The organism is Nocardiopsis aegyptia (assembly GCF_013410755.1).
GTDB classification, from domain to species: Bacteria; Actinomycetota; Actinomycetes; order Streptosporangiales; family Streptosporangiaceae; genus Nocardiopsis; species Nocardiopsis aegyptia.
Genome location: NZ_JACCFS010000001.1, coordinates 188,950 through 214,272, shown reverse-complemented (window position 1 = coordinate 214,272; position 25,323 = coordinate 188,950). Strand labels below are relative to the sequence as shown.

The window sequence follows — 25,323 nt, the reverse complement described above, 5'->3', positions numbered from 1 at the left end:
GCACGAATCTCCTGAACCTCAGGAGATCGGCACAGGAAGAAGGAGGACGCACGTGACGGACGACCGATCACCAGTGCCTCCGCCCCTCGCGTTGGTGGACGTCACGAAGTCCTTCGGGAGCGTCCGGGCGCTACGGGGACTGAGTCTGCACCTGCGTGCCGGGGAGATCCACGCACTCGTGGGGGAGAACGGCGCGGGCAAGTCCACGCTGGTCAAGACCATAGCCGGAGTCCACCGGCCCGACGGCGGCCAGGTCCTGGTCGACGGACGGCCCACCGAGTTCACCGCGCCCGCCGACGCCCAGCGCGCCGGGGTCGCGGTCATCTACCAGGAGCCCACCCTCTTCCCCGACCTGTCGGTGGCCGAGAACATCTTCATCGGCCGCCAGCCCCGCACCCGCCTGGGCACCATCGACCGCGCCCGCATGCGACGCGACACCGACGAGGTGTTCGGCCGGCTGGGCGTGGCGATCGAACCCGACCGTCCCGCGCGCGGCCTGTCCATCGCCGACCAGCAGCTCGTCGAGATCGCCAAGGCCATCACCCGCCACGCCCGTGTCCTGGTCATGGACGAGCCCACCGCCGCCCTCTCGGGTGTCGAGGCCGAGCGGCTGTTCACCGTCGCCCGCACCCTGCGCGAGGAGGGCGCGGCCCTGCTGTTCATCTCCCACCGCTTCGACGAGGTGTTCGGCCTGTGCGACCGCATCACCGTCGTGCGCGACGGCGCCTACGTCTCCTGTGACCCCACCGCGGACCTGGACGTGGACACCGTCGTGCGGCGCATGGTCGGACGCGACGTCGACAGCCTCTACCCCAAGGAGGACGCCGAGTTCGGCGACACCGTCCTGGAGGTCGAGGGCCTGACCCGCCAGGGCGTCTTCGCCGACGTGACCTTCTCGGTGCGCGCGGGCGAGATCGTCGCCCTGGCCGGCCTCGTGGGCGCGGGCCGTAGCGAGGTCGTCCGCGCGGTCTTCGGTGTCGACCGCTACGACGCCGGCGCCATCCGCGTCGCCGGCCGGGCCCTGCCCCCGGGCCGGCCGCGTGCCGCCATGGCCGCCGGCATGGCCCTGGTCCCCGAGGACCGCCGCCAGCAGGGGCTGGTCATGGAGTCCTCCATCGAACGCAACGCCACCGCCACCCGGCGGGGCCCGCTCAGCCGCTTCGGGCTGCTCGGCGCCCGCGCCGAACGCGAGAGCGCGCGGGAGTGGGGTGCCCGGCTCCAGCTCAAGTGCGGCGCCCTCACCGACCCCGTCGCCACCCTCTCCGGCGGCAACCAGCAGAAGGTCGTCCTGGCCAAGTGGCTCTCCACCGAGCCGCGCGTGCTGTTCGTCGACGAGCCCACCCGCGGCATCGACGTCGGCACCAAGGCCGAGGTCCACCGCCTGCTGTCCACCCTCGCGGGGGAGGGGCTGGCCATCGTCATGGTCTCCAGCGAACTCCCGGAGGTCCTGGGCATGGCCGACCGGGTCCTGGTCATGCACGAGGGCCGCGTCACCGCCGAACTCGACCGCGACCGGGCCGACGAGGAGTCGGTCATGTACGCGGCCACCGGACAGCGACCGAGCGAGGCCGCCTGATGAGCACACCCACCACCGCTCCCTCCCCCTCGGCCACGGGGGCACCGCCCGCACCCGCCCGGCGGGCCGCCCGGCGCCGGCCCCAGATCCGCGAACTCGGCGTCCTGCTGGCCGTCGTCGTCCTCATCGCGGCCACCTGGCTGCACAACCCCGGCTTCCTGTCCCACCAGGGCGTGCGCGACCTCTTCCTGGGCGCCACCGTCCTGGCGGTCCTGGCCATCGGCCAGGCCCTGGTCCTGATCACCAAGAACGTCGACCTGTCGGTCGGCTCGGTCATGGGCCTGTCGGCCTTCGGCACCGGCATCCTCTTCGTCACCTTCCCCGGTCTGCCGGTCCCCGTCGTCATGTTCGCGGGCGTGCTCATCGGTCTGCTCTGCGGCCTGGCCAACGGACTGCTCGTCACCACCGTCCAGGTGCCGGCGCTGGTCGTCACCCTGGGCACCCTGTACGCCTACCGCGGCCTCAACCACTGGTGGGCGGGCGGCGGGCAGGTCAACGCCCACGACATGCCCGAGTCCTTCCTCGCCCTGGGCCGGATCCCCGTCCTGGGCGTGCCGCTGCCCGCGGCGATCGCCGTGCTCGTCGTCGTGGTCGTGGGCCTGTACCTGGCCCACTTCCGCTCGGGCCGCGAGCTCTACGCGATCGGCTCCAACGCCGACGCCGCGCGCCTGTCGGGCATCCCCGCCGGCCGCCGCGTCATCACCGCCTTCGCCGTCAACGGCGCCCTGGCCGGGCTGGCCGGCGTCCTGTTCGCCGCCCGCTACGGCACCGTCGACTCCACCGTCGGCACCGGCATGGAACTGCAGGTCGTCGCCGCAGCGGTGGTCGGCGGCGTCGCCATCGCCGGGGGCGTGGGCACCGTCTACGGTGCCGCCCTGGGCGCCGTCCTGCTCACCACCATCACCGCCGCCCTGCCCATCTGGCAGATCGACCAGTTCTGGCAGCAGGCCGTGGTGGGCGCGCTCATCCTGGCCGCCATCGGCCTGGACCGCCTGCTGGCGCTGCGCACGGCCCGCAAGCTTCGAGGAGGAGGTGCCCGTGGCGCCTGAACGCGTCATCACCAGTCCGGCCCCCGCTCCGGCGGCCGGCCCCGACCGGCCCGGAGGGGCCCGGCGGATGGCCTCGCTGCTGTCCCTGCGCGAGTCACCGGTCGTCGCCGCCCTCGTCGTGGCCCTGCTCGGCGCGTCCCTGTTCGTCGACATGTTCGCGTCCGGGCGCAACATCAGCTTCCTGCTGCTGAGCATCGCCGCCATCGCCCTGATGGCCCTGCCGATGACCCTCATCGTCGTCACCGGCGAGATCGACCTGTCGGTGGCCAGCACGCTCGCCCTGACCAGCGCCACCCTGGGGGTCCTCTGGGAGTCCGGGGTGCCCATCGAGACGGCGCTGTGGATCTGCCTGGCCGTCGGCGCGGGCCTGGGCGCCCTCAACGGCGTCCTGGTCACCGTCATGGGGCTGCCGTCGCTGGCCGTCACCATCGGCACGATGGCGCTGTACCGCGGCCTGGCCTACGTCCTGCTGGGCGACCGCGCCGTGGCCAGCTACCCGCAGAGCTGGGTCAGCGGCTCCCGCGACCCCTTCCTCGGCATCGAGGGCCTGCCGTGGATCGCCGTGGCCGTCCTGGTCCTGGCGGTGCTCTTCGCCGTCCTGCTGCACGCCACCCCGATCGGCCGCTCGCTGTTCGACATCGGCAACAACGACGAGGCCGCGCACTTCACCGGAACACCCGTCCGCTGGACCAAGTTCTGGCTCTTCACGCTCAGCGGCACCGTCGCCGCCGGAGCGGGCGTGTTCTGGACCCTGCAGTACGGCACCTCCCGGGCCGACACGGCCTTCGGCCTGGAACTGCAGGTCGTGGCCGCCGTCCTGCTCGGCGGAGTGTCCATCTTCGGCGGGGTCGGCTCGGTCCTCGGCGTCATGTGCGGCGTCCTGCTGCTCGGCGTCATCCGCAACGCGCTCCAGCTCTTCGGGCTGTCCAGCGAGGTCCTGCAGATCGTCACCGGTCTGATCCTCATCGCCTCCGTTGTCACGCCCAACCTCGTGGCCCGGGTGCGCGCGGCGCGCGCACCCGCACCCGCGTCCGTGTCCGCGCCCGTCCCCGACTCCACCGACCGTCCACACAACGGAGAACAGTCATGATCGATCCCCTGCGCCCGCGCCACCTGGCCCTGGCCGCCACGGCCGTCGCCGTGCTGATGACCGCCGCGTGCGGCGGCACCACCATCGACGACGCCGAGGAGTCGGGCGGCTCCGGTCCCACCGGAACCGCCGACCCCGACGCGGAGATCCCCGAGGGCCTGAAGATCGACTTCCTGCCCAAGCAGCTCAACAACCCCTACTCCGACATCGTCAACGCCGGTGGCGCGCAGGCCGTGGAGGAGCTGGCGGGCGAGTACACCGAGCGCGGCGGCACCGAGGCCACCGCCGACTCCCAGGTCGAGTACATCAACGCCGCCAGCCAGGCGGCCAGCGACGTCATCGTGATCGCCGCCAACGACCCCGACGCGGTCTGCCCGGCGCTCAACGAGGCCCGCGACAACGGTGCCGCCATCGTCGGCTACGACTCGAACGCCAACTGCACCGACGTGTTCGTCAACCAGTCCTCCGACGAGCTGATCGGCCGTGCGCTGGTGGAGATGATCTCCGCGCAGCTGGACGGCGAGGGCACCTTCGCGATCCTGTCGGCCACCCCCAACGCCACCAACCAGAACACCTGGATCGCGGCGATGGAGGAGATCCTGCAGGAGGACGAGTACGCCGACCTGGAGCTGGTCGACACCGTCTACGGCAACGACGACGACCTGGAGTCCTTCCAGGAGATGCAGGGCCTGATGCAGTCCTACCCGGACCTGGACGGCGTCGTGTCGCCGACCACCGTGGGCATCGCCGCCGCGGCGCGCTACGTCAGCGACTCCGAGTACAAGGGCGAGGTCGCCATCACGGGCCTGGGCACGCCCAACCAGATGCGCGAGTTCGTCGAGGACGGCACCGTCGAGGAGTTCGCCCTGTGGAACCCGCACGAGCTGGGCTACCTGGCCGGCTACACGGGTGCCGCGCTCAAGGCCGGACAGATCACCGGCGCCGAGGGCGAGACCTTCACCGCCGGTGAACTGGGCGAGTACACCGTCGGAGCGGACGGCGAGGTCGTGCTCGGCCCGCCGACGGTCTTCAACGAGGACAACATCGACGACTTCGACTTCTAGCTCCTCCAGTTCCTCCCCTGAGTTCCTCCACCCCGCTGCCGGGGCGCGCCGAGCCTCCTCCGGCGCGCCCCGGCCCCCGCACACAACGGAAGGGAGACCCGTGCAGCGCGTCTGCTTCATCCTGAAGGTCCGCCAGGAGCGCCTGGAGGAGTACAAGGAACGGCACGCCGCCGTGTGGCCGGAGATGCGCGCGGCGCTCAGCGACACCGGCTGGCACAACTACTCGCTCTTCTGCACCGACGACGGCATGGTCGTGGGCTACCTGGAGACCGAGGACTTCGAGGCGGCGCGCGCGGCGATGGCCCGCACCGATGTCAACGAGCGCTGGCAGGCCGAGATGGCGCCCTTCTTCGAGGGACTGCCCGGCCGCCCCGACGAGGGCATGCTCCCCCTCACCGAGATCTTCCACCTGGCCTGATCCCCGACACCCCCCGACCCCCTGTCGAAAGGCTCCCGGATGTCCCCCCGCGCCACCCCCCGTACCCGTGTCCTGAACTCGGCCCTGGCACTCACGCTGGCCGTTCCGCTCGTGGGCGGCCTGGCGGCCCCCGCCGCCGCGGCCGCCGAGCCCTCGGCCACGCCCCTGGGCCGGCAGACCCTGGACGAGCAGGCCCTGTACTTCGTCTCCTACGACGGACTGGTCAACAACGGCTCCTACCAGCAGTCCGGCATCATCACCCACGGCGACTTCCAGTACGCCGCCTGGTACACCGAGTCGCGGCACGCCGTCCTGGCCCGCCGCGACCTCGACGGCGGGGACTGGCGGACCGTCCGCCTGCCGCACAGGCTCAGCGCCGACGACTCGCACAACAGCATCTCGCTGGGCGTGTCCGCCGAGGACCGCACCCTGCACGTGGCCATGGACACCCACAACAACCGCGTGTACTACACGCGCTCGGTGGAGGGTCTGCTGTCCGGCGACGCCCCCTGGTCCGCGGACTCCTTCGAGCCGATCAGCCGGGACCTGGCCGGCCTGGACATCGGATCGATCACCTACCCCCGCTTCGTCAGCGCCCCCGACGACGGACTCCAGCTCGCCTACCGGACCGGCGGGTCGGGCGACGGGACCCTGGAACTGGCGGAGTACGACGGGGACGGCGACGGCGACGGCGACTGGACGCACCTGGGCGCGTGGTCCTCGCCGGAGGGCTCCTACGAGGCCAACGGCGCGGTCAGCACCAGCCGCAACATGTACCTGCACGGCATCGGCTACGGCGACGACGGCCGCCTGCACGCGTCGTTCACCTGGCGCGAGACCGCCGCGGGCGGTGACATCCTCTGCCACCCCGGCGGGCTGTCCAACCACGACACCGGCTACGTCTACAGCGACGACGAGGGCCGTACCTGGCGCACCGACGACGGCGCCGTGGCGGCCGTGACCGGGACCGACCGGCGGGTGAGCGTCGACACCCCCGGGCACGTGGTCGACCCGCTGCCGCTGAACTACGCGCTGATGAACCAGGAGTCGCAGGCGGTCGACGCCCAGGGCAACCCGCACGTGCTCATCAGCTACCGGCCGGGCCGGTTCGGGCACTGCTCCACCGACTTCGTCGGCGACCGCCGCAGCCAGGGCTACGTGTTCCACCTGTACCAGGACGACGCCGGCCAGTGGCACAAGAGAGAGATCCCCGAGCCGCTCCAGGCCTTCGGCCGGTCCCGGCTGGTGATGACCGACGAGGACACCGCCTACGTGGTCATGCCCTTCGGCCGGATCATGGCGGCGACGGCCGGGTCCGGCTGGACCGACTGGACGATGGTCCACGACGGCTCCGGCATCGACGCCTTCGGCGAGGTGCTGGTGGACGAGTCCAGGGTCGCGTCCGAGGGCGTGCTGTCGATCCTGTACCAGGAGGCGGGCGACGAGCCCTCCACGCCCATCCGGGTCGCCGACTTCCGCCTCGGCTGACCGGCAGGTCTGCCTGGCCGAGCAGTCTGGCGGACCGGCCGGCCCGGGGGCCGTGCCCGCGCGCACGGCCCCCGGGCGCGGTCAGGACGCGGCGCGCACCAGCTTGAACGCGTGGTCCCAGCGCCCGTGCAGCAGGCCGGGCAGGCACCACAGGACGCACAGGGGCTCGATGGCGCGCGCCGCCTCCACCGGCCCCATGTCCTCGGTCTCCCACCCGAAGTCGTCCAGGACCCCGGTCACCTCGGCCTTGGCCCGGGCGTCGTCGCCGCACACGAACATCGTGGGCGGCCCGCCCTCGAACGCCGGGTCCACCATGGCCTGGTTGCCGACGGAGTTGAACGCCTTGACGAAGCGCACCTCGGGGAACTCCGCCTGGAGGCGTTCCATGAGGGATTCGTTCGGCCCGGTGAAGTAGCCGAGCACGCCGCCCACCGGCGGGGTGTCGGAGATGGGGTTGGTCGTGTCGATGACCGTCGTCCCGGCGAGGGTGCGCCCGGCGTCGGCCCCGCGCAGCGCCTCGGCCGCGGTCGAGCCCTTGACCGCCAGCACGACCAGCTCGCCGTGGCCGGCCGCCTCCGCGAGCCCGGCCGCCCGGCCGCCGGGGTGCGCCGCCAGCCAGTCGTCGAGCTTGGCGGGATCGCGCGTGCCGAACACGACCTCGTGCCCGCGCGCGTGGAACCCGCTGCCGAGGGCGCGGGCCACCGGACCGGAACCCAGAATGCCGACCTTCACGATGTGGTCCTCTCACAGGCAGGCGCGGGTTCGCTCCCGCGCGATGACCGCACGCTACGGACTCGCCGGAAGGCCCCACAAGTAGGTACTTTCGGGTGCCCGGGGCCGTGCGGAACGCCCCCAGGAGAGAGGCGGGCCATGACGGAACGGGTGTACTCCTGTCCGGTCGAGGTGACGGTGGACCTGATCGGCGGACGCTGGAAGCCGCTGATCCTGTGGCACCTGCGCGTGCACGGGGTCCTGCGCCACGGGCGTCTGCGCCGGATGATCCCCGGCATCACGCAGAAGATGCTCACCCAGCAGCTCCGCCGGCTGGAGGAGGACGGACTGGTCCTGCGCCGGGAGTACCCGCAGGTCCCGCCACGGGTGGAGTACCGGCTCAGCGACCAGGGCGGTGAGCTGCACGAGCTGCTGGACCGCTTCTGCGCCTGGGGCGAGGCCCAGGCCGGGCGCCAGGGCCTCACCATCACCAAACCGGACGCGGCCTCCGGCTGAGCGGGCGCCGGCCTAGTGCACGTAGGGCCACCCGGAGGAGTCCCAGCCGAGCCGGTTGACGCCCAGCAGCGCCGTGCCGTCGTCGGCGTAGTAGTGGTAGGCCAGGATGTCGCTGTCGGTGTCGGCGAAGACGTCCTGGTGGCCGGGGCCGTGGATGCCGCCGTGGCCGGACAGGATCTCGGTGCCACCGCCGGAGGTCATGGCGGTGCCGTTCCGGTCGCGGTAGGGGCCGGTGATGTCGCGGGACCGTCCGACCATGATGCGGTAGGTGCTGTCCGCGCCGTCGCAGCACCGGTCGAAGGAGACGAACAGGTAGTACCAGCCGTCGTGGTGGAAGAGGGTCGGTGCCTCGATGGCTCCGCCGCCGCGTCCGGCGATCGAGTACAGGGTCCCGTCCAGGCGCTTGCCGGTCGCCGGGTCGATCTTGACCATCTTGAGCCCCGACCAGAACGAGCCGAACGCCATCCACCAGCGGCCCTGTGCGTCCACCTGCAGATGGGGGTCGATGGCGTTGTAGTCGTTGGAGGTGAACGACTCGATGACCAGGCCCTCGTTCCGCCAGGTCCCGGAGTCCCCCGCTGGTACTGGTGGCCAGGAAGATCGCGGACCGGTTGGAGCCGAAGCTCGAAGCGGAGTAGTAGAGGTGGTAGCGCCCGTTGGCGTAGGACAGGTGCGGAGCCCACAGGTTGCGGTCGCCGCCCGTGTACGGGGTGGTCCAGGGCGCCCCTCCGGGGAAGACCGTGCCGGCGTTCCGGAACTCCGTCCGGTCGGTCGAGGTCTTCAGCGCCACGCCGTGGCCGGTGTGGGCGATCAGGTAGCCGCCGTCGGGACGCTTGACGAAGGACGGATCGTGCACCCTGACGTCCCCGGTCACGACGCCGGGGCCGGGGTGGTCGGCCGCCGCGGCGTGCGGGGGAGCGGCGGCGTCGGCCATGGTCGGGACCGCGGAGAGCGCTCCGGTCGCCAGGGCGGCGCCCAGCATCCCGCGGCGGGAGAGGAACGCGGAGGGGGCAGGGCCGTGTCGGCCCGGTGGTCCGCCGGGCGCCCTGTCGGGCAGGGGGCGGTGTGCCGTGGGGGGTGGTCGGAGGGCCGCTCGCCATCACGAACACTCTTCGCGATGGTGCGGTCATCGTAAGGTGGCCCCCGGAGCGCGTCAACCCTCCTCTTCCGCCTCCGTCCGCGGGCGCTCCGCGTGCGGGACATCCAGCCGGTTGGGGATCCCCGCGCCGCGGGTAGGAACCGGTCGAGACCTTCGCCGCCTCGAGCACCCCCACCCCCCGGAGGCAGAGAGTGCGCTTACGGATCGTTCTGACGACCCTGGTCGTCCTGTGGCTGTTGATCGGACTGGTCGCCACCTTCCAACGCGGCCTGTTCTCCCGGGACGAGGCCTCGTGCTCGACCGTCGGGCACGCGCTGGGCACCGTCTTCGTGGGCCCGTTGAACTACGTGGGGGTGAATCCGAGCGTCGAGTGCCCGCCCCTGCCCGAGCCCTCGCAGTAGCGGACGCGCTTCGTCGGAGACGGCACGGAGTCCTCGCTCCGGTCGGACGTCGCGCGGCGCGCCACACGGCGGCGGACGTTCGGCCCTGAGGCCGCGCGTCCGCCGCCGGTGACCGGTACGGCGATCGGTTGCGCCCGGCGCGCATGAGGGGACGCCGGTGAGGGCACGACATGGGGGCGCCCGGTGCGCACGCACGGGTCGGGAGTGCGCGCCCCGGATCCGCGTGCGTCGAGGGAAGTCTGAAACCTACTGACGCGGTAGGAACAGTGGGTAAGAACCGGGGTGCCGGCGGAAGCCGTCCCACCGGCGAGGACGCGGGTTACCGGCAAGTTCTACCGGCTGGTAGCTTTGCCCGGGTGCCGGATCGGAGAGCGACGGGAGGAACAGTGCACGAGGGTGTCCTGACACGGATCAGACCCGTTCCCCACAGTCGGTTCCGGCTCTTCGTCCTCCACCACGCGGGCGGCTCCCCGCAGGGTTACCGGGCCTGGGTCCGCCACTTCCCGGCGGACTGGGACGTGTGCCTGGTGGAGGCGCCCGGGCGCGGCCGCTCGTCGGACCGCGCGCCCTTCACCGACGCCCGCGCCCTGGCCCGCCACCTGTCCGAACGCCTCCTGCCGTACCTGGACCGCCCCTACGGCCTGTTCGGGCACAGCATGGGCGCCCTGGTGGGCTACGAGATGGCGCTGCGCCTGGCCGACGGCCCCGCGCCCTCCTGGCTCGGCGTCTCGGCCTGGAGCCCCGCGCCCGGCGTCGAGTGGGACCGGCCGCGCCACCGGCTCACCGACGAGCGCCTGCGCGCGTCGGTCGCGCGCATGGGCGGCACCCCCGCCGCCGTCCTGGAGGACCCCGACCGGTGGCGGGCCGCCGAACCCCTCATCCGGGCCGACCTCGCCGTCGTCGACACCTGGCGCCCCGGCCCCGGCACGCCCCTGCTGCGCCATCCCGTGACGGTCCTGGGCGGCGAGGACGACCCCGGCATGCCCCCGTCGCGGCTGGCCGCCTGGCAAGGCCGCACCGAGGGCCCCGTCCGCACGCACATCCTGCCCGGCGGCCACTTCTACTTCGTCGGCCGCCTGCGCGCGGTGGCCGCGCGGGTGACCGAGGACGTCCGCGCGGCCGAGCCCGTGTCCGTCTGAGCGGACGTCGAATACCCCGTGACGCCCTCGACGGAGGAGCTGTGGCCGCGCAGCGGTCAGCGCGGGGAGACGGGCCGGGTGCTGCCGCGCACCACCAGACCGGTGGGCAGCGTCATCGTCGGCGGCGGCTCGCCACCGGACTCCACGAGGTCGAGTAGGATCTGGGCGACGAGGTTGCCCTGCTCCGCCACGGGCTGCTCGACGGTCGTCAGGTCCAGGACGTCGGCGAGCTCGTGGTTGTCGAACCCGACCACCGAGATGTCCTCGGGCACGCGCAGGCCGCTGTGACGGATGGCCCGCATCGCGCCGAAGGCCATCTCGTCGGACTGGGCGAAGACGGCGGAGGGGCGGGTGGCCCCGCTCAGGAGCGCGCTCATGGCGCGCTCGCCGCCCGCCACCGTGTAGTCGCCGACGGCCTCCAACTCGGGCCGGTATCCGATACCCGCGTCCTCCAGGACGTCGCGGTAGGCGCGGGCACGGTCGCGCGGGGTCGTGAAACTGTGCGTCGCCGGACCGCCTCCGCTGATGTGCGCGATGTCGCGGTGGCCCAGCATGATCAGGTGCCGGACGGCGCTGCCGGCCCCCGCCACGTCGTCGATCCGCACGCACGCGAAGCCCTCCGCGTCCGCACCCACCAGCCCCAGGGGCACGTCGAGTCCGGACAGCACGGCCGCCTGCTCCGGTGAGAGGGGCATGCTGAGCACGGCCACCGCGTCCACCCGGCGCCGCAGCGGCATCGCGTCGAAGAACCGGTCGCGGCTGGTCGCGTCGGCGAGGTTGTACAGCAGCAGGTCGAACCCCCTGGACCGCAGGACCTCCTCGACGCCGAAGATCACCTCTCCGAAGAACCACCGGTTGACGTAGGGCGCCACCACACCGACCGTGTGGGTGCGCCCGCTGGCCAGTCGGGACGCGCTGGGTGTGATCGTGTAGTCCAGTTCGCGCGCGATGCGCACGATGCGCAGGCGCGTGCCCTCCGCCACGCTGGGCAGGCCGCGCAGGGCACGCGAGACGGTCGCGGTGGAGACCCCGGCCCGGTTGGCCACATCCGACAGACTTGCTCCCACTGCTCTCCCCCTCGGTCGGCGCAGCCCGGCCCGGACCAGGACACGCGCAGCCTATTGTGCCCCCGACCGGCCGCGCACCGCACCGGTCGGGGCGGGCCCGCGCCGCGGCGGGCCCTGGTCCGGTCGCGGCGCGCGCAGGGCGACCGACACGTCGTCGCGGTCCGGGTAGGGGTCGGCCACCCGTCGCACGGTCACCGGGAGCGGGCGGTGGTCGGCGCCGCGGGCCAGGCAGGGCCCCGGCGTGGTCGCGTAGGACGCCTCGCAGGCCACGAGGACACCGTCGGCGTACAGTTCCAGGTACTCGCCGAACAGCAGCGCGCGCAGGTGCGCGACCGGGTGTTCCAGCGCGGTCTCCCGGCCGCCCGCCGGGCCCCGCACCCGCAGGGCACCGGGATCCAGGTCCACGGTGAAGCCCGCATCCTCTCCCCGCAGTACGATCCTGGCCGGCCCGCCCTCGACCGCCACGTCCACGACCGCGTCCCAGACCGTGTCACCGGGAGCGAGCGCGGGGCCCAGGTGGGACTCGACGCCCGGCCACCAGGTGAGCCGGGGGCGGTCGTCGGGGCCGGTCTCCAGGACCTTCGGCTGGGCGAGCATGCCCCGGCACGCGGCGCCGCCGTCGTCCAGCCCGTACCGGCGCTGGACGGTGTGCAGCAGCAGGCGCTCGCCCCCGGGGCCGTCCACGAGGCGGGGAGCGTAGGGGCCGGGGGGCGCGAGCGGCCCGAGCCGTTCCCAGGACCCGTCCAGCCGTTCCGCCCGCCACGCCTCGATGTGGTGCGAGGGGCCGACGGAGCCGAGCAGCAGCCAGCCCCCGGGGACGCGTTCGAGGACGGGGCACTCCAGTTCGTCGACGTCGCCGGGCACCAGGAGGGGAGGCCGCACGGTCCACCGGCGCAGATCGTCGGAGACGGCCAGCCCCACGCAGCCGGAGCGTTCGACGGGGCCGTGCGCGGTCCGGGCGCACACGAGCATGGCGTAGCGGGCTCCGAACAGCCCGCCCTCCGGTTCGACGATCCACGGATCGCGCCACGCCTCCTGCTCACCGGCCCGGTACCACCGTGCGTCCGGACGCACGACGGTTCCGGGGACGCGCCGCCAGCCCGAGCCGTCCTCGGCGCGGGTCCGCGCCAGCCCCACGGCCTGGCGCTTGTGTCCGTCGTCGTGGACCCCCGTGTAGGCCATCGTCCACCCGTCTCCGTGGCGCAGCGGGTGCATCGTCCACACGCTGGTGTCGTCGAAGTCCCCGGGCCGGCCCACACCGAAGGCGGGCGCGAGCGGTTCCCAGTGGACCAGGTCGTGGGAGACGGCCCGCCCGTAGGAGGTCTCCAGCAGGCTCACGTCGGGGTGCTCGGTCCAGGGCGCCTGGAGGTGCAGGAGGACGTAGGGCGGCCCCGGCAGGAGCGCGAAGTCGTTGAGGCAGGCCCCCGGTGGTGCGTAGCGCATGGTCGCTCGGTCCTCTCAGTGGTCGGCGTCGAAGCGATGGCCCCGCCGCGTGTGGCGGAGCCTTCGCATGGCCGGAAAGCAACATTACATGCAATCGCTTACATTCTATCTGGTGGCTTGGAGCGTGCGTCTGTGTCAGGTGAATGCTCTGCTCATGAGGGTGAAACATGCCCTCTGTGTTCGCCTGTGTCCGTTCTGTGCGTACTTGATAACGGACGGGCAACGAGTCAATGTAAGCGATTGCATTCGTGTTTCACGTGACTAGCGTTGGGTGGCACAGCTCACAGGGCACCGCCCGTCGGCACGCGGACCTCTCGGGGCGCAGCCCATCGCGACCGACACGTCCGGTGCCTCATAGGAGGAGATGATCGTGCGATCCAAGCGAACCGAGACACGCGGCGCCCTGCGCGCCGTGGCCGCCCTCGCGGCCCCCGTCCTCGTTCTGGCCGGCTGTGGTGCCGGAGGCGGGCAGGCCGATCCTGGTGACGGAGACGGCACCATCACGATCTGGGCGCACCAGGGCCAGGACCGGGAGGTCGCCGCCCTGCAGGACGCGGTGGACGCCTTCGGCGACGCCAACCCCGACATCGCGGTGGAGCTCACGCTCATTCCCGAGGCCGACTACACGACCACCGTCACCACGGCGAGCCCGGACGAACTGCCCGACGTGCTCGAATTCGACGGCCCCACGATGGCGAGCCTGGTCTACAACGGCAAGCTCTCCCCGATCGACGACTTCGTGTCGGAGCAGACCCGCTCCAACGCCACCGACTCGATCCTGGCCCAGGGCACGCTCGACGGATCGCTCTACGGCCTGGGCATGTTCGACTCCGGGCTCGGCGTCTACGGCAACGCGGCCCTGCTGGACGAGGCCGGGATCTCCTTCCCCGAGGGGATGGAGGACGCCTGGACGGCGCAGGAGTTCACCGACGCCCTGGCGGACCTGGCCGCGAAGGACGACGACGGCCGCGTCCTGGACGTCAAGCAGAACTACGGTTTCGGTTCCGGCAGCGAGTGGACGACCTACGCCTTCTCTCCGGTCGTGTGGTCGGCGGGCGGCGCACTGATCGACGGTGACAGCGCCGACGGCGCCCTCAACACCCCCGGCACCGTCGAGGCGCTGAGCCTGGTCCAGGAGTGGGCCGGCTACACCGACGCCAACACCGACGACAGCGCCTTCGTCTCCGGGGACGTCGCGCTGTCCCTCGTCGGGCACTGGGAGTACCCCAACTACTCCGAGGCGCTGGGTGAGGACTTGGTCGTGCTTCCCCTCCCGGACTTCGGCCACGGCGTCAAGACCGGCCAGGGCTCCTGGGCGTGGGGTGTCGCCGGCACGTCCGACAACGGTTCGGCGGCCGGCGCGTTCATCGACTTCCTGATGGCCGACGACCAGGTGGCCGCCATGACCGCGGCCAACGGAGCGCCCCCCGGCACCAAGAGCGCCATCGAGACCAGCGACCTGTACGGCCCGGGCGGGGACCTGTCCCTGTTCGCCGACCAGTTGGCGGCGACCTGCGGCGCGGGTCCCGTCACCGCCGACTGCGTGGCCGTACCGCGCCCGGTGACCGCCGGCTACCCCGTCATCACCCGCCAGTTCGCCGACGCCTTCGCCGCCATCTGGGAGGGCGGCGACGTCGCCGAGGCGCTCGACGGCGCGGTCACCGCGATCGACACCGACTTCGCCGACAACGACTCCTTCACCATCTCCTAGCACTCGGTCTCCGAGGGGCGCCGCTACGTCCACAGGGACCGTGTCCGTCAGGGGCACGGTCCCGGCGGCGCCCGGACCGCACGCACGACCGTCCCCCGGGACACCCGCGACCGTAAGGATCATCCATGACCGCTCCCGCTCCGCCGGGTGCTGCCCGCACACGTCCCAAAGCACGGCGCCAGGGGTGGGCGGGGCCGCTGATGGCCCTGCCCGCCGTCGCCGGGCTGGCGCTGTTCGTGGCGCTGCCCTTCGCGATGGCCATCGGGCTCTCACTGTTCAACGTCCGGCTCGACTCCTTCCGGCCACCCGACTTCTTCGCTCTGGAGCAGTACCGGCGCATCCTCGTCTCGCCCGATTTCAGCGGCGACTTCTACCGGGCGCTGGGCAACAACGTCCTGTTCGCCGCGGTGATCGTGCCCGTGCAGACGGCGGCCGCCCTGGCCCTGGCGCTCCTGCTCAACCGTCCGCTGCGCGGCATGCCCGTCTTCCGGACGTTCTTCTTCATGCCGGTCGTCTTCCCGATGGCCCTGATCGCGACGGTCTGGCGGCTCATCCTCGACCCGGGGCCGGACGGCATGCTCAACTCCGTGCTCGGGCTCGCCACCTTCGGCCTGTTCTCCCCTCAGGACTGGCTCGGGGACGCGGCCACGGCCATGCCCTCGATCATGCTGCTGTCCCTGTGGCAGGGGGTCGGCTTCCAGATGGTCATCCTCCTCGCCGGCCTGCAGGGCATCCCCCGACAGCTCTACGAGGCGGCCGAGGTGGACGGAGCGGGCCGTTGGCAGCGGTTCCGGGCGGTCACCCTGCCCGGGCTGCGCAACACCCTGGTCTTCGTCGCCCTGGTCACCATGATCCTGTCCTTCCGCCTGTTCGACCAGGTGTACATCCTGACCCGCGGCGGTCCGGACGGAGCCACCAGCACGGTGATGTACCTGGCGGTGACCACGGCCTTCGCCGAGAGCAACGTCAGCCGCGCGGCGGCTATGACCGTCGTGCTCTTCGTCGTGGTCCTGGGCCTCACCCTGCTCCAGCGCCGCCTCGTCACCCAGGAACGGGAGATCTCATGACTGCCCTCGCCGACCGGCCGGCCGCACCCACGCGGGCGCGGACCCCGCGCCGCGCACCGGTCCGCCGGCTCCACCCGCGCGTGCGCCGGGGACTGGACTACCTGCTGATGGGCACGGTCACCCTGCTCTTCGCCTCGCCGATCCTGTACATGTTCATCGGCAGCCTCAAACCCGACGACCAGGTCCTCGACGGACTGGCGGGCTTCGTCCCGCGCCACCTGTCCCTGGACAACTACGCGGACGTCTTCGCCAGGTTCGACGATCCGAGCACCGGCTACTTCCTGGACTTCCTCGGGACGTCGGTGATCGTCACCGGAGTCGTCGTCCTGGGCGGCCTGGTGGTCAACTCACTGGCCGCCTACTCCCTGGCCCGCCTGCGCTGGCGGGGGCGCGACGCCGTCCTCGTCCTCGTGCTGGCGCTGGCCGTCCTTCCCTTCGAGGCCATCGCCGTGCCGCTGTTCTACCTGCTCAACGACTTCCGCAACACGTTGGCGGTGCAGTCGGTCCCGCTGGTGGCCAACGCCTTCTCCGTCTTCCTCTTCTACTCCTTCTTCCTGAAGCTCCCGAAGGAGATCGAGGAGGCCGGCCGGATGGACGGCGCCGGACCGCTGCGGATCTTCGTGCAGATCATCGTCCCGATGAGCAAGCCGGTGTTCGCGACCGTGGCGATCCTGTCCTTCCTCACCCAGTGGGGCATGTTCCTGTGGCCGGTGCTCATGGTCAACGACCCGGCGGTACGGCCGCTTCCGCTGGCCATCAGCGTCTACCAGGGGCAGCCGCCCTTCGCGTGGGGCGACATCATGGCGTTCGGAGTGATGATGGTGCTGCCGATGCTCGTCGTGTTCCTCGTCTTCCAGCGCTGGTTCGTGCGCAGTGTGGCCACCACGGGCCTCAAGGGCTGACCATGCCGACCGGACAGGGGGTCCGATCGCAAGTGACACCCCCCTGTCCGGGTGGTTCGAACCGGGTTACCGTTGTGGTATGGGACTAGAGCTGCCGACCGACCGACTCCGCATCCGGGAGTGGGAGCTGAGCGACGCCGACGCCGCCCTGAAGGTGTACGGGGCAGAGGAGGTCGCCCACTGGCTGACACCGGAGTGGCAACCGGTGAACGACGTCGACGCGATGCGCTCGGTGCTGCACGCATGGATCGAGGCCGGGCCGAACCTGGTCCCGCCGGCGGGCCGCTGGGCGATCGTCCGGGAGTCCGACGGGGAGCTCGTGGGCGGACTGTCGCTGAAGCTCCTGCCGCCGTTCGAGGAGGACTTCGAGCTGACCTGGGCCCTGCGCCCGGACGTGTGGGGGCAGGGCTACGCCACCGAGGCGAGCCAGGCGCTCATGGACTGGGCGTTCAAGCAGGGGATCGAGGAGGTCTTCGCCGTCGCGCGCCCCAACAACACCCGCGCCATCGCGGTGGCGCGCCGGCTCGGCATGGAGTGGGTGGGCGAGACGGAGAAGTACTACGACATGCGGCTGCAGGTCTTCCGCATGCGCCCCGCCTGAGGTCCCCGGACCCGCGCGCTCACGGGCGCGGGAAGAGCGGGGGGTCGATCCTGGCGAACCCCGCCTGGCGCTCGTAGGGGAAGCGGGGGTAGGGGGCGGGCCGGTGGCTCACCGCGTCCAGGCGCTCGACCTGGGCGGGTGTGAGCTCCCAGCCGACCGCGCCCAGGTTCTCGCGCAACTGCTCCTCGTCGCGGGCCCCGACGATGACCGAGGACACCGTGGGGCGGCGCAGCAGCCAGTTGATCGCGACCTGGGGGACGCTGCGGCCGACCTCCTCGGCGATCTCGTCCAGCGCCTCGACCACGTCGTGGAGCAGCTCGTCGGCCACCGGCGGGCCCAGCTCGGCGGTCCGGTGCAGGCGGCTGCGCTCGGGCAGCGGCTGCCCGCGGCGGATCCGGCCGGTCAGCCGCCCCCAGCCCAGCGGGCTCCACACCATCGCGCCCACGCCCTGGTCCAGGCCCAGCGGCATGAGCTCCCACTCGTAGTCGCGGCCGACCAGGGAGTAGTAGACCTGGTGGACGACGTGGCGGGGCAGGTGCAGGCGGTCGGCGGCGGCCAGCGACTTCATCAGCTGCCATCCGGCGAAGTTGGACGCGCCCACGTAGCGGACCTTGCCGTCGCGGACCAGGGTGTCGAGCGCGGACAGGCTCTCCTCCACCGGGGTGCCCGCGTCGAAGCCGTGCAGCTGGAGCAGGTCGATGTGGTCGGTGTCCAGGCGGCGCAGCGCGTCCTCGGTGCCGCGGATGATCCGGGAGCGCGAGGTCCCCGCGTCCTGGGGGCCCTCGCCCGTGGGCAGGCCGAGCTTGGTGGAGAGCAGGACCTGGTCCCGGCGGCCCTTGACCGCCGCGCCCAGGACCTCCTCGGCGGCCCCGTCGGAGTAGACGTCGGCGCTGTCGAAGAGGGTCAGGCCCGCGTCGAGGCCGATGTCCACCAGGCGCCGTGCCTGGTCGACGTCGGTGCCGCCCCACTCGCTGAACAGGGGGCCGCGCCCGGCGAAGGTGCCCGTGCCCAGGCTGAGCTCGGGAACGCGCAGGCCGCTGGCGCCCAGGGTGCGGTATCGCATGGAGTCCTCCTACGGAGATCGCTAACGGGTCTGTTGTTCCGTTAAGATGACTCGTACGCTAGCACGATCGACGCGTTAATGGAATTGGAGTCCCTTTATGGCTGCTGAGCCGGGAAGCGTCCGTCCCGGGGGCCGCACCGCGCGGGTCCGCTCCGCGGTCCTGGCCGCCGCGGGCGACGCCCTCGCCGAGCACGGGATGGCCGGCCTCGACCTGGCCGACGTGGCGCGGCGCGCCGACGTCGGCAGGACCACCGTCTACCGCCGGTGGGGGAGTGTGCCCGCGCTGGTCGCGGACCTGTTGGCGGACATGGCCGAGCAGTCGCTGCCGCGGGTGGAGACCGGTTCGCTGCTGGAGGACCTGCTGGCCAACGCCCGCCTGGTGCGCCGCACCCTGGTCGATCCCCGCCAGGGGGCACTGTTCAAGGCGATGATCGCCGCCGCGGCCTGCGACGACCGCACCGCCGAAGCGCTGCACCGCTTCTACGCCGCGCGGATCGCCGAATGGGCGCCCTGCGTCGACCAGGCGGTCGAGCGCGGCGAGGTACCGCCCGGCACCGACTCCCACGAGGTGGTCCGGGCGGTCTCCGCGCCGCTGTACTACCGCTTCCTCGCCAGCGGCGGCCCGCTGGACGAGGCCGTCGCGCGGCGCTGCGCCCGGGCCGCGGTCGAGGCGGCCCGGGCGGGCGTGTTCGTGTCGGACTGAATCCGGGCGGCGCGCTCAGGCGCCGAGGAACCGGCCGATGCGTTCGGTCTCGTCCTCGGTCAGGCGCACGGCGGCCGCCGCCGTGTTCTCCTCCAGATGGGCCACGCGCGAGGTGCCGGGGATGGGCACCATCACGGGCGAGCGGTGCAGCAGCCAGGCCAGGGACAGCTGGACCGGGCTCACGCCGTGCTCGGCGGCGATCGCGGCCAGCGGCGAGTCCGGGCCCGCCAGCTCCCCGCGCGCGACCGGCGCCCAGGGCAGGAACGCGATCCCGTCGCGCTCACACTGGTCGAGCACCTCCTCGTGCTCGCGGAAGGCGGCGTCGTAGCGGTTCTGGACCGAGGCGACGGGTGCGATGGCGCGGGCGGCCGAGAGCTCGTCCACGGTCACCTCGCTCAGCCCGATGTGCCGGATCTTGCCCTCCGCGCGCAGTTCCATCAGCGCGCCGAGCTGGTCGGCCAGCGGTACCTCGGGATCGATCCGGTGCAGCTGGAACAGGTCCAGCCGCTCCAGGCCCAGGTGGCGCAGGCTCATCTCGGCCTGCTGTTTGAGGTACTCGGGCCGCCCCAGGCGGTGCCACTGGGAGGGGCCGGTGCGCGCCAGGCCGGCCTTGGTGGCGATGACCAGGTCCTCGGGATAGGGGTGCAGCGCCTCGCGGATAAGCTCCTCGCTGATCGCGGGGCCGTAGGAGTCGGCGGTGTCGATGAAGGAGACGCCCAGCTCGACGGCGCGGCGCAGGACGGCCAGGGCCTCGTCGCGGTCGCGCGGCGGGCCCCACACGCCCTCGCCCACGATCCGCATCGCGCCGAAGCCGAGCCGGTGCACGGGCAGGTCACCGCCCAGGGCGAAGGTCCCCGCCTGCGCGGCATTGCTCTGTACGTCGATCACGTGACCCCTTCCGGATGGCGGATGGGCAGGATCTCAGCAGGCGGGGCGGGCTTGCAAGGCGCCACGATGGACCGCACGCGCCTCAGCCGCCGGCGTCGCGGCGGGCGACCGAGGCGAGGTCGGACTCGATGCGGGCGGTGGTCTCCAGCAGCACGGGCAGCAGGTCGCGCCGGATGTCCTCGTTCGAGGAGCGGTTGGCGTGGGCGGAGACGTTGGTGGCGGCGATGACCCGGCCCGAGGCGTCGTGGACCGGGGCGGCCAGGGACCGCAGGCCCTCCTCCAGCTCCTGGTCGACGATGCAGTAGCCGCGCTCGCGCACCCGCAGGACCTCGGCCCGCAGCTCGGAGGGGTCGGTGATGGTGAAGCGGGTGAGCGGCTTGAGCTCCACGCGGTCGAGGTAGGCGTCGAGCTCGGCGTCGTCGAGCCCGGCGAGCAGGACACGGCCCATCGAGGTGGCCGAGGCGGGGAAACGGGTGCCCACGGTGATCGCGACCGCCATGATGCGCGAGGTCGCCACGCGCGCGACGTAGAGGACGTCGTCGCCCTCCAGGACCGAGACCGACGCGGACTCGTGCACGCGGGCGGAGAGGTCCTCCAGGTGCGGCTGCGCCACGTCGGGCAGGCCTGCGGAGGCGACGTAGGCGTAGCCGAGCTCCAGCACGCGGGGGGTGAGGGAGAACAGCCGGCCGTCGGTGCGCACGTAGCCGAGGTCGCCCAGGGTGAGCAGGAAGCGGCGGGCGGCCGCGCGCGTCAGGTCGGTCTCGCGGGCGACCTCGCTCAGGGTCATGGAGGGCCGCTCCGCGGAGAAGGCGCGGATCACCATCAGCCCCCGTTCCAGGGACTGGACGAAGTGGGAGCCGCGAGCGGTGTCGTCGTCGGTGGGCATGGGGCCCTTCCTGGGTCGGGTGTGGAGCGAAAGGCGCGTGGCCCTTCGCGATGTTCTCATGTCGCACAGCGGGGGTCGTACCCGTGGGCGCCTTGACCCCGACCATGGTCGGCGCTACTGTCGTACCCAAGATGTTCGCTGTGTGAACATGCATTCGCTATACGAACGGGAGGTCACATGATCGTCCCCCTGGACGAGGCGGTCCGAGAACTCGTCCACGACGGCGACACGGTCGCTCTGGAGGGGTTCACCCACCTCATCCCCGTCGCCGCCGGGCACGAGATCATCCGCCAGGGCCTGCGCGACCTCACGCTGGTCCGGATGACCCCCGACATCGTCTACGACCAGCTGATCGGCGCGGGCTGCGCCGCCAAGCTCGTCTTCTCCTGGGGCGGCAACCCCGGCGTGGGCTCCCTGCACCGGTTCCGCGACGCCGTGACCTCCTCCTGGCCGGTCCCGCTGGAGATCGAGGAGCACAGCCACGCCGGCATGGCCAACCGCTACGTCGCCGGCGCCTCCGGCCTGCCCTTCGCCGTCCTGCGCGGCTACAGCGGCACCGACCTGGTGGCGCACAACCCCCACATCAAGTCGATCACCTGCCCCTTCACCGGTCAGGAGCTGGCCGCGGTCCCCGCGCTCAACCCCGACGTCACCATCGTGCACGCCCAGCGCGCCGACACCGACGGCAACGTGCAGCTCTGGGGCATCACCGGCATCCAGAAGGAGGCCGCGCTGGCGGCCGAGCGCGTCCTGGTCACCGTGGAGGAGGTCGTGGACACCCTCGACCCCGTCCCCGGCCAGGTGATCCTGCCCGCGCGGGTCGTCACCGCCGTCAGTCCGGTGCCCGGCGGGGCCGCGCCCTCCTACGCGCACGGGTACTACGAGCGCGACAACGACGCCTACAAGGCCTGGGACGCGATCGGCCGCGACCGCGCCGCCTTCACCGCCTGGCTGGAGGAGCTCACCGGCGCCGCCTCCCTCGCCGGCCCGCAGCCCGCAGGGAGGGCTCTGTGACCACCGTGACCTGGACCGCCGACGAGATCATGACGGTCACCGCGGCGCGCTCGCTGCGCGACCGGATGGCCTGCTTCGTCGGCATCGGCCTGCCCAGCACCGCCGCGAACGTGGCCCGGCGCACGCACGCGCCCGGACTGTGGATGATCTACGAGTCCGGGACCCTGGGGGCCGTGCCCGACCACCTGCCGCTGTCCATCGGCGACGGGATCCTGGCCGAGACCGCCGACACGGTGGTCTCCGTGCCGGAGGTGTTCAACTACTGGCTCCAGCCGGGGCGGATCGACGTGGGCTTCCTCGGCGCCGCCCAGATCGACCGGTACGCCAACATCAACACCACGGTGATCGGCGACTACGACGCGCCCAAGGTCCGCCTGCCCGGGGCCGGGGGTGCGCCGGAGATCGCCGCGTCCTGCCGTGAGGTCGTGGTCATCATGCGCCAGAGCACGCGCGCCTTCGTCGACCGCGTCGACTTCGTGACCTCGGTCGGCCACGGGGCCGGTCCGGGCGACCGCGAGCGGCTCGGGCTGACGGGCGCCGGGCCGATGCGGGTCATCACCGACCTCGGCGTCATGGAGCCCCACCCCGAGACCAGGGAACTCGTGCTGACCGGCGTGCATCCGGGCGTGGACGTGGCGGCGGTCAGGGCGGCGACCGGATGGGACCTGGCGGTCTCCGAGGACCTCGCGCTCACCCCCGAGCCGACCACGGAGGAGCTCGCGGTGCTGCGGGAGCTGACCGGGTCGGCCTGATCCGGGAGCGCCCGGCTAGAATACCTAACACTGTTAGGTTCCACATCGCCCGCGACCGGCCCAGCGCCGGCCGCGCCACACCCTGGAGGCCCACGGTGACCGACGCCTACATCCTCGACGCCGTCCGCACCCCCTTCGGCAAGTTCGGCGGCGCCCTCTCCGGCGTGCGCCCCGACGACCTCGCCGCCCACGTGCTGTCGTCGCTGGTCGGCCGGGGCGGTGCCGACCCCGCCGCCTACGACGAGGTCTACCTCGGCAACGCCAACGGCGCCGGCGAGGAGAACCGCAACGTCGCCCGCATGGCCGCGCTCCTGGCCGGCCTGCCCACCGGCCTGCCCGGGGCCACCGTCAACCGGCTGTGCGGATCCGGCCTGGAGGCCGTCGTCCAGGCCGCCCGCACCGTGGAGACCGGCGACGCGAGCCTCACCCTGGCCGGGGGAGTGGAGTCCATGAGCCGGGCCCCCTGGGTCCTGCCCAAGCCCGCCAAGGGTTTCCCCGCCACCGACGCCACCCTGCACTCCACCACCCTGGGCTGGCGCATGGTCAATCCGGCGATGCCCGACCAGTGGACGATCTCCCTCGGCGAGAGCACCGAGCGCCTGGCCGAGAAGTTCGGCATCGAGCGCGCCGAACAGGACGACTTCGCGCTGGCCAGCCACACCAAGGCCGCCCGCGCCTGGGCCGAGGGCGTCTTCGACGACCAGATCGTCCAGGTCCCCGGCGCCGAGCTGGAGCGCGACGAGTGCATCCGGGCCACCACCGCCGACAAGCTCGCCGGCCTCAAGACCTCCTTCCGCGCCCAGGGCACCGTCACCGCGGGCAACGCCTCCCCGCTCAACGACGGCGCCGCGGGCCTGGTCGTCGGCGACCGCCGGGGCGCCGAGGCCACCGGCCTGGAGCCCATGGCCCGGATCGCCGGACGCGGCACGGCGGGCGTGGACCCCGACGTGTTCGGCATCGGTCCCGTCCAGGCCGCCGAGACCGCGCTGCGGCGCGCCGGCATCGGCTGGGGGGACCTGTCGGTGGTCGAACTCAACGAGGCCTTCGCCGCCCAGTCCCTGGCCTGCCTGCGCGGATGGCCGGACCTGGACCCCGCCATCGTCAACCCCCACGGCGGCGCCATCGCCATCGGCCACCCCCTGGGCGCCTCCGGCGCGCGCGTGGTCGGCCAGCTCGCCCATGAGCTGCGCCGCCGCGGCGGCGGCTGGGGCCTGGCCGCCCTGTGCATCGGTGTCGGCCAGGGGATCGCCGTCGTCCTGGAGGCCTGACCCGGCCGCACACGAACAGACGAAGAGGACGAGCACGCGGAACACGCCCGGGACCGGGCGCCGCACCGAGGGAAAGACCACGCCATGCCCACCACACCGGACGGGACCCCGCCCGGGCTCATCGTGCCCGGCTACATCCGCGACCACGACACCCACCCGCCCCTGGACCACCCCGGATACAAGAGCACCGCCCTGCGCCACCCCAAGCGCCCGCTCACGCTGCTCCCGCACACGCTCACCGAGATCACCTCGCCCGTGCTGGGACAGGACCGGCTCGGCGCGCTCGACCACGACCTGACCCGCCAGCACGAGGAGGAGCCCCAGGGGCAGCGGATCATCCTGCACGGCCAGGTACGCGACAGCGACGGCACCCCCGTTCCGCACACCCTGGTCGAGATCTGGCAGGCCAACGCCGCCGGGCGCTACCGCCACACCGCCGACAACTGGCCCGCGCCCCTGGACCCCCACTTCACCGGCGTCGGACGCGTCCTCACCGACGCCGACGGCCGCTACCGGTTCGTCACCATCCGCCCGGGTGCCTACCCCTGGAAGAACCACCGCAACGCCTGGCGGCCCGCGCACATCCACTTCTCGCTGTTCGGCCGGGCCTTCACCCAGCGGCTCGTCACGCAGATGTACTTCCCCGACGACCCGCTGTTCTTCCAGGACCCCATGTGGAACTCGGTGCCCGACCCCAAGGCGCGCGAGCGCATGCTCGCCCGGTTCGACTACGACACCACCGAACCCGAGTGGGCCCTGGCCTACCGCTGGGACATCGTGCTGCGCGGACGCGAGCAGACCCCGTTCGAGTCCGACGAGGAGATCATGGAGGACGACGAATGAGCACGCACCCCACCACGCCCTCCCAGACCGTCGGCCCCTACCTGCACATCGGGCTGCCCTGGCCCGACGGCCCCTACGCCGTCGCCGAGGGCACCCCCGACGCGGTGTGGATCCGCGGCACCGTCTACGACGGCGCCGGCGCGGTCGTCACCGACGCCCTCGTCGAGACCTGGCAGGCCGACCCCGAGGGCCGCTTCGACCACCCCGACGACCCGCGCGGAGCCCGGCCTCGCCCCGGCTTCCGCGGCTTCGGCCGCTGCCCCACCGACGCCGCCGGCGAGTACGGCATCCTCACCCTCAAGCCCGGATCCGTGCCGGGCCCCGGGGGCGACCAGGCACCGCACATCGACGTGTCGGTGTTCGGGCGCGGCATGCTGAACCGCGTCGTGACGCGGGTGTACTTTCCGGAGGAGGAGGCCGCCAACGCCGCCGACCCCGTCCTCAACAGCATCACCGACCCCGACGTCCGCGCCACGCTGGTGGCCCGCCCAGCCCCGGACGGCTACCGCTTCGACGTCCGCCTCCAGGGCGACGGCGAGACCGCCTTCTTCGACATCTAGCGAG

General features: G+C 72.4%; 26 protein-coding genes and 1 pseudogene. 19 read left to right on the top strand and 8 right to left on the bottom strand.

All coding sequences use genetic code 11. The features are described 5' to 3' along the window. Window positions 1-52: 52 nt before the first annotated feature. The 6 genes from HNR10_RS00955 to HNR10_RS00930 all read left to right on the top strand — a co-directional run bounded on the left by HNR10_RS00955 (window position 53) and on the right by HNR10_RS00930 (window position 6,685). The gene (locus HNR10_RS00955) at window positions 53-1,576 is read left to right on the top strand and encodes a sugar ABC transporter ATP-binding protein (RefSeq protein ID WP_179820071.1); all 1,524 of its coding nucleotides are present in this window, start codon (window positions 53-55) and stop codon (window positions 1,574-1,576) included. Next, complete coding sequence (locus tag HNR10_RS00950; protein WP_179820069.1) at window positions 1,576-2,625, top strand: ABC transporter permease; 1,050 nt, start codon at window positions 1,576-1,578, stop codon at window positions 2,623-2,625. Before HNR10_RS00955 ends, HNR10_RS00950 begins: the two co-directional genes overlap by 1 nt. Further along, the gene (locus HNR10_RS00945; RefSeq protein WP_179820067.1) at window positions 2,609-3,715 is read left to right on the top strand and encodes an ABC transporter permease; all 1,107 of its coding nucleotides are present in this window, start codon (window positions 2,609-2,611) and stop codon (window positions 3,713-3,715) included. Before HNR10_RS00950 ends, HNR10_RS00945 begins: the two co-directional genes overlap by 17 nt. Beyond that, on the top strand, window positions 3,712-4,779 hold the full coding sequence (gene rhaS, locus HNR10_RS00940; protein WP_179820066.1) for a rhamnose ABC transporter substrate-binding protein: 1,068 nt from the start codon (window positions 3,712-3,714) through the stop codon (window positions 4,777-4,779). Before HNR10_RS00945 ends, rhaS begins: the two co-directional genes overlap by 4 nt. 100 nt (window positions 4,780-4,879) lie before the next feature. Then, complete coding sequence (locus HNR10_RS00935; protein WP_179820063.1) at window positions 4,880-5,197, top strand: L-rhamnose mutarotase; 318 nt, start codon at window positions 4,880-4,882, stop codon at window positions 5,195-5,197. A gap of 39 nt (window positions 5,198-5,236) precedes the next feature. Further along, on the top strand, window positions 5,237-6,685 hold the full coding sequence (locus tag HNR10_RS00930) for a BNR repeat-containing protein (protein ID WP_179820062.1): 1,449 nt from the start codon (window positions 5,237-5,239) through the stop codon (window positions 6,683-6,685). A gap of 81 nt (window positions 6,686-6,766) precedes the next feature. Here the strand turns inward: HNR10_RS00930 and HNR10_RS00925 are convergent, their stop codons facing one another. Continuing rightward, complete coding sequence (locus HNR10_RS00925; protein ID WP_179820060.1) at window positions 6,767-7,417, bottom strand: NADPH-dependent F420 reductase; 651 nt, start codon at window positions 7,415-7,417, stop codon at window positions 6,767-6,769. 138 nt (window positions 7,418-7,555) lie between these two features. Between HNR10_RS00925 and HNR10_RS00920 the strand changes: the two genes are divergently transcribed. Next, window positions 7,556-7,912, top strand: coding sequence for a winged helix-turn-helix transcriptional regulator (locus tag HNR10_RS00920; protein WP_179820058.1), 357 nt, complete (start codon window positions 7,556-7,558; stop codon window positions 7,910-7,912). Between the two features lie 12 nt (window positions 7,913-7,924). On the opposite strand, the gene HNR10_RS31605 is transcribed toward HNR10_RS00920, so the two are convergent. Next, window positions 7,925-8,452, bottom strand: a complete 528-nt coding sequence (locus HNR10_RS31605; RefSeq protein WP_312889468.1) for an arabinan endo-1,5-alpha-L-arabinosidase — start codon at window positions 8,450-8,452, stop codon at window positions 7,925-7,927. Window positions 8,453-8,549: 97 nt separating this feature from the next. Beyond that, a pseudogene (locus tag HNR10_RS31600) lies at window positions 8,550-8,846 on the bottom strand (family 43 glycosylhydrolase); the annotation flags it as partial. A 356-nt stretch (window positions 8,847-9,202) separates the two neighbouring features. Between HNR10_RS31600 and HNR10_RS00910 the strand changes: the two are divergent. Both HNR10_RS00910 and HNR10_RS00905 read left to right on the top strand, forming a co-directional pair. Then, entirely contained in the window at window positions 9,203-9,412 is a 210-nt protein-coding gene (locus tag HNR10_RS00910) for a hypothetical protein (protein WP_179820057.1), read from the top strand. A gap of 386 nt (window positions 9,413-9,798) precedes the next feature. Next, complete coding sequence (locus tag HNR10_RS00905; protein WP_179820055.1) at window positions 9,799-10,551, top strand: thioesterase II family protein; 753 nt, start codon at window positions 9,799-9,801, stop codon at window positions 10,549-10,551. Between the two features lie 56 nt (window positions 10,552-10,607). Here the strand turns inward: HNR10_RS00905 and HNR10_RS00900 are convergent, their stop codons facing one another. After that, window positions 10,608-11,618 carry a LacI family DNA-binding transcriptional regulator gene (locus HNR10_RS00900; protein WP_312889025.1) on the bottom strand — a complete coding sequence of 337 codons (1,011 nt, stop codon included), beginning with the start codon at window positions 11,616-11,618 and terminating at the stop codon, window positions 10,608-10,610. Between the two features lie 51 nt (window positions 11,619-11,669). Continuing rightward, a complete protein-coding gene (locus HNR10_RS00895) occupies window positions 11,670-13,061 on the bottom strand; it encodes a glycoside hydrolase family protein (RefSeq protein WP_179820053.1) in 1,392 nt (463 codons plus the stop codon). A gap of 364 nt (window positions 13,062-13,425) precedes the next feature. Between HNR10_RS00895 and HNR10_RS00890 the strand changes: the two genes are divergently transcribed. The 4 genes from HNR10_RS00890 to HNR10_RS00875 all read left to right on the top strand — a co-directional run bounded on the left by HNR10_RS00890 (window position 13,426) and on the right by HNR10_RS00875 (window position 17,342). Next, window positions 13,426-14,772 carry an ABC transporter substrate-binding protein gene (locus tag HNR10_RS00890; protein ID WP_179820051.1) on the top strand — a complete coding sequence of 449 codons (1,347 nt, stop codon included), beginning with the start codon at window positions 13,426-13,428 and terminating at the stop codon, window positions 14,770-14,772. A 125-nt stretch (window positions 14,773-14,897) separates the two neighbouring features. Then, complete coding sequence (locus HNR10_RS00885; protein WP_246405990.1) at window positions 14,898-15,839, top strand: carbohydrate ABC transporter permease; 942 nt, start codon at window positions 14,898-14,900, stop codon at window positions 15,837-15,839. Beyond that, window positions 15,836-16,741, top strand: a complete 906-nt coding sequence (locus HNR10_RS00880; protein ID WP_179820049.1) for a carbohydrate ABC transporter permease — start codon at window positions 15,836-15,838, stop codon at window positions 16,739-16,741. The genes HNR10_RS00885 and HNR10_RS00880 overlap by 4 nt, the downstream gene beginning before the upstream one ends. 79 nt (window positions 16,742-16,820) lie before the next feature. Then, window positions 16,821-17,342, top strand: coding sequence for a GNAT family N-acetyltransferase (locus HNR10_RS00875; RefSeq protein WP_179820048.1), 522 nt, complete (start codon window positions 16,821-16,823; stop codon window positions 17,340-17,342). Window positions 17,343-17,361: 19 nt separating this feature from the next. Here HNR10_RS00875 and HNR10_RS00870 read toward each other — a convergent pair whose 3' ends face one another. Next, a complete protein-coding gene (locus HNR10_RS00870; protein ID WP_179820046.1) occupies window positions 17,362-18,405 on the bottom strand; it encodes an aldo/keto reductase in 1,044 nt (347 codons plus the stop codon). Window positions 18,406-18,502: 97 nt separating this feature from the next. On the opposite strand from HNR10_RS00870, the gene HNR10_RS00865 reads away from it, so the two are divergent. Then, window positions 18,503-19,108, top strand: a complete 606-nt coding sequence (locus HNR10_RS00865) for a TetR/AcrR family transcriptional regulator (RefSeq protein WP_179820045.1) — start codon at window positions 18,503-18,505, stop codon at window positions 19,106-19,108. 15 nt (window positions 19,109-19,123) lie between these two features. On the opposite strand, the gene HNR10_RS00860 is transcribed toward HNR10_RS00865, so the two are convergent. Continuing rightward, complete coding sequence (locus HNR10_RS00860) at window positions 19,124-19,996, bottom strand: aldo/keto reductase (protein ID WP_179820043.1); 873 nt, start codon at window positions 19,994-19,996, stop codon at window positions 19,124-19,126. Between the two features lie 82 nt (window positions 19,997-20,078). Further along, window positions 20,079-20,882: an IclR family transcriptional regulator gene (locus HNR10_RS00855; RefSeq protein ID WP_179820041.1), complete on the bottom strand. Its 804-nt coding sequence runs from the start codon at window positions 20,880-20,882 to the stop codon at window positions 20,079-20,081. Between the two features lie 177 nt (window positions 20,883-21,059). Here HNR10_RS00855 and HNR10_RS00850 point away from each other — a divergent pair, with 177 nt between their 5' ends. The 5 genes from HNR10_RS00850 to pcaG all read left to right on the top strand — a co-directional run bounded on the left by HNR10_RS00850 (window position 21,060) and on the right by pcaG (window position 25,319). Continuing rightward, window positions 21,060-21,896 carry a CoA transferase subunit A gene (locus HNR10_RS00850; protein ID WP_179820040.1) on the top strand — a complete coding sequence of 279 codons (837 nt, stop codon included), beginning with the start codon at window positions 21,060-21,062 and terminating at the stop codon, window positions 21,894-21,896. After that, entirely contained in the window at window positions 21,893-22,648 is a 756-nt protein-coding gene (locus HNR10_RS00845; RefSeq protein WP_179820038.1) for a CoA-transferase subunit beta, read from the top strand. The genes HNR10_RS00850 and HNR10_RS00845 overlap by 4 nt, the downstream gene beginning before the upstream one ends. 95 nt (window positions 22,649-22,743) lie before the next feature. Beyond that, entirely contained in the window at window positions 22,744-23,916 is a 1,173-nt protein-coding gene (locus HNR10_RS00840; protein ID WP_179820036.1) for a thiolase family protein, read from the top strand. Between the two features lie 84 nt (window positions 23,917-24,000). Continuing rightward, the gene (gene pcaH / locus HNR10_RS00835; RefSeq protein ID WP_179820035.1) at window positions 24,001-24,759 is read left to right on the top strand and encodes a protocatechuate 3,4-dioxygenase subunit beta; all 759 of its coding nucleotides are present in this window, start codon (window positions 24,001-24,003) and stop codon (window positions 24,757-24,759) included. Further along, on the top strand, window positions 24,756-25,319 hold the full coding sequence (gene pcaG, locus HNR10_RS00830; RefSeq protein ID WP_179820033.1) for a protocatechuate 3,4-dioxygenase subunit alpha: 564 nt from the start codon (window positions 24,756-24,758) through the stop codon (window positions 25,317-25,319). The genes pcaH and pcaG overlap by 4 nt, the downstream gene beginning before the upstream one ends. The last annotated feature ends 4 nt before the right edge of the window (window positions 25,320-25,323 follow it).

Bases quoted from the DNA above. Each gene is read 5' to 3' on its own strand.
- HNR10_RS00950 (WP_179820069.1), top strand. From the start codon at position 1,576: ATGAGCACACCCACCACCGCTCCCTCCCCCTCGGCCACGGGGGCACCG.
- rhaS (WP_179820066.1), top strand. From the start codon at position 3,712: ATGATCGATCCCCTGCGCCCGCGCCACCTGGCCCTGGCCGCCACGGCC.
- HNR10_RS00930 (WP_179820062.1), top strand. From the start codon at position 5,237: ATGTCCCCCCGCGCCACCCCCCGTACCCGTGTCCTGAACTCGGCCCTG.
- HNR10_RS00920 (WP_179820058.1), top strand. From the start codon at position 7,556: ATGACGGAACGGGTGTACTCCTGTCCGGTCGAGGTGACGGTGGACCTG.
- HNR10_RS00895 (WP_179820053.1), bottom strand. From the start codon at position 13,061: ATGCGCTACGCACCACCGGGGGCCTGCCTCAACGACTTCGCGCTCCTG.
- HNR10_RS00890 (WP_179820051.1), top strand. From the start codon at position 13,426: ATGATCGTGCGATCCAAGCGAACCGAGACACGCGGCGCCCTGCGCGCC.
- HNR10_RS00885 (WP_246405990.1), top strand. From the start codon at position 14,898: ATGACCGCTCCCGCTCCGCCGGGTGCTGCCCGCACACGTCCCAAAGCA.
- HNR10_RS00880 (WP_179820049.1), top strand. From the start codon at position 15,836: ATGACTGCCCTCGCCGACCGGCCGGCCGCACCCACGCGGGCGCGGACC.
- HNR10_RS00875 (WP_179820048.1), top strand. From the start codon at position 16,821: ATGGGACTAGAGCTGCCGACCGACCGACTCCGCATCCGGGAGTGGGAG.
- HNR10_RS00870 (WP_179820046.1), bottom strand. From the start codon at position 18,405: ATGCGATACCGCACCCTGGGCGCCAGCGGCCTGCGCGTTCCCGAGCTC.
- HNR10_RS00865 (WP_179820045.1), top strand. From the start codon at position 18,503: ATGGCTGCTGAGCCGGGAAGCGTCCGTCCCGGGGGCCGCACCGCGCGG.
- HNR10_RS00855 (WP_179820041.1), bottom strand. From the start codon at position 20,882: ATGCCCACCGACGACGACACCGCTCGCGGCTCCCACTTCGTCCAGTCC.
- HNR10_RS00850 (WP_179820040.1), top strand. From the start codon at position 21,060: ATGATCGTCCCCCTGGACGAGGCGGTCCGAGAACTCGTCCACGACGGC.
- pcaH (WP_179820035.1), top strand. From the start codon at position 24,001: ATGCCCACCACACCGGACGGGACCCCGCCCGGGCTCATCGTGCCCGGC.
- pcaG (WP_179820033.1), top strand. From the start codon at position 24,756: ATGAGCACGCACCCCACCACGCCCTCCCAGACCGTCGGCCCCTACCTG.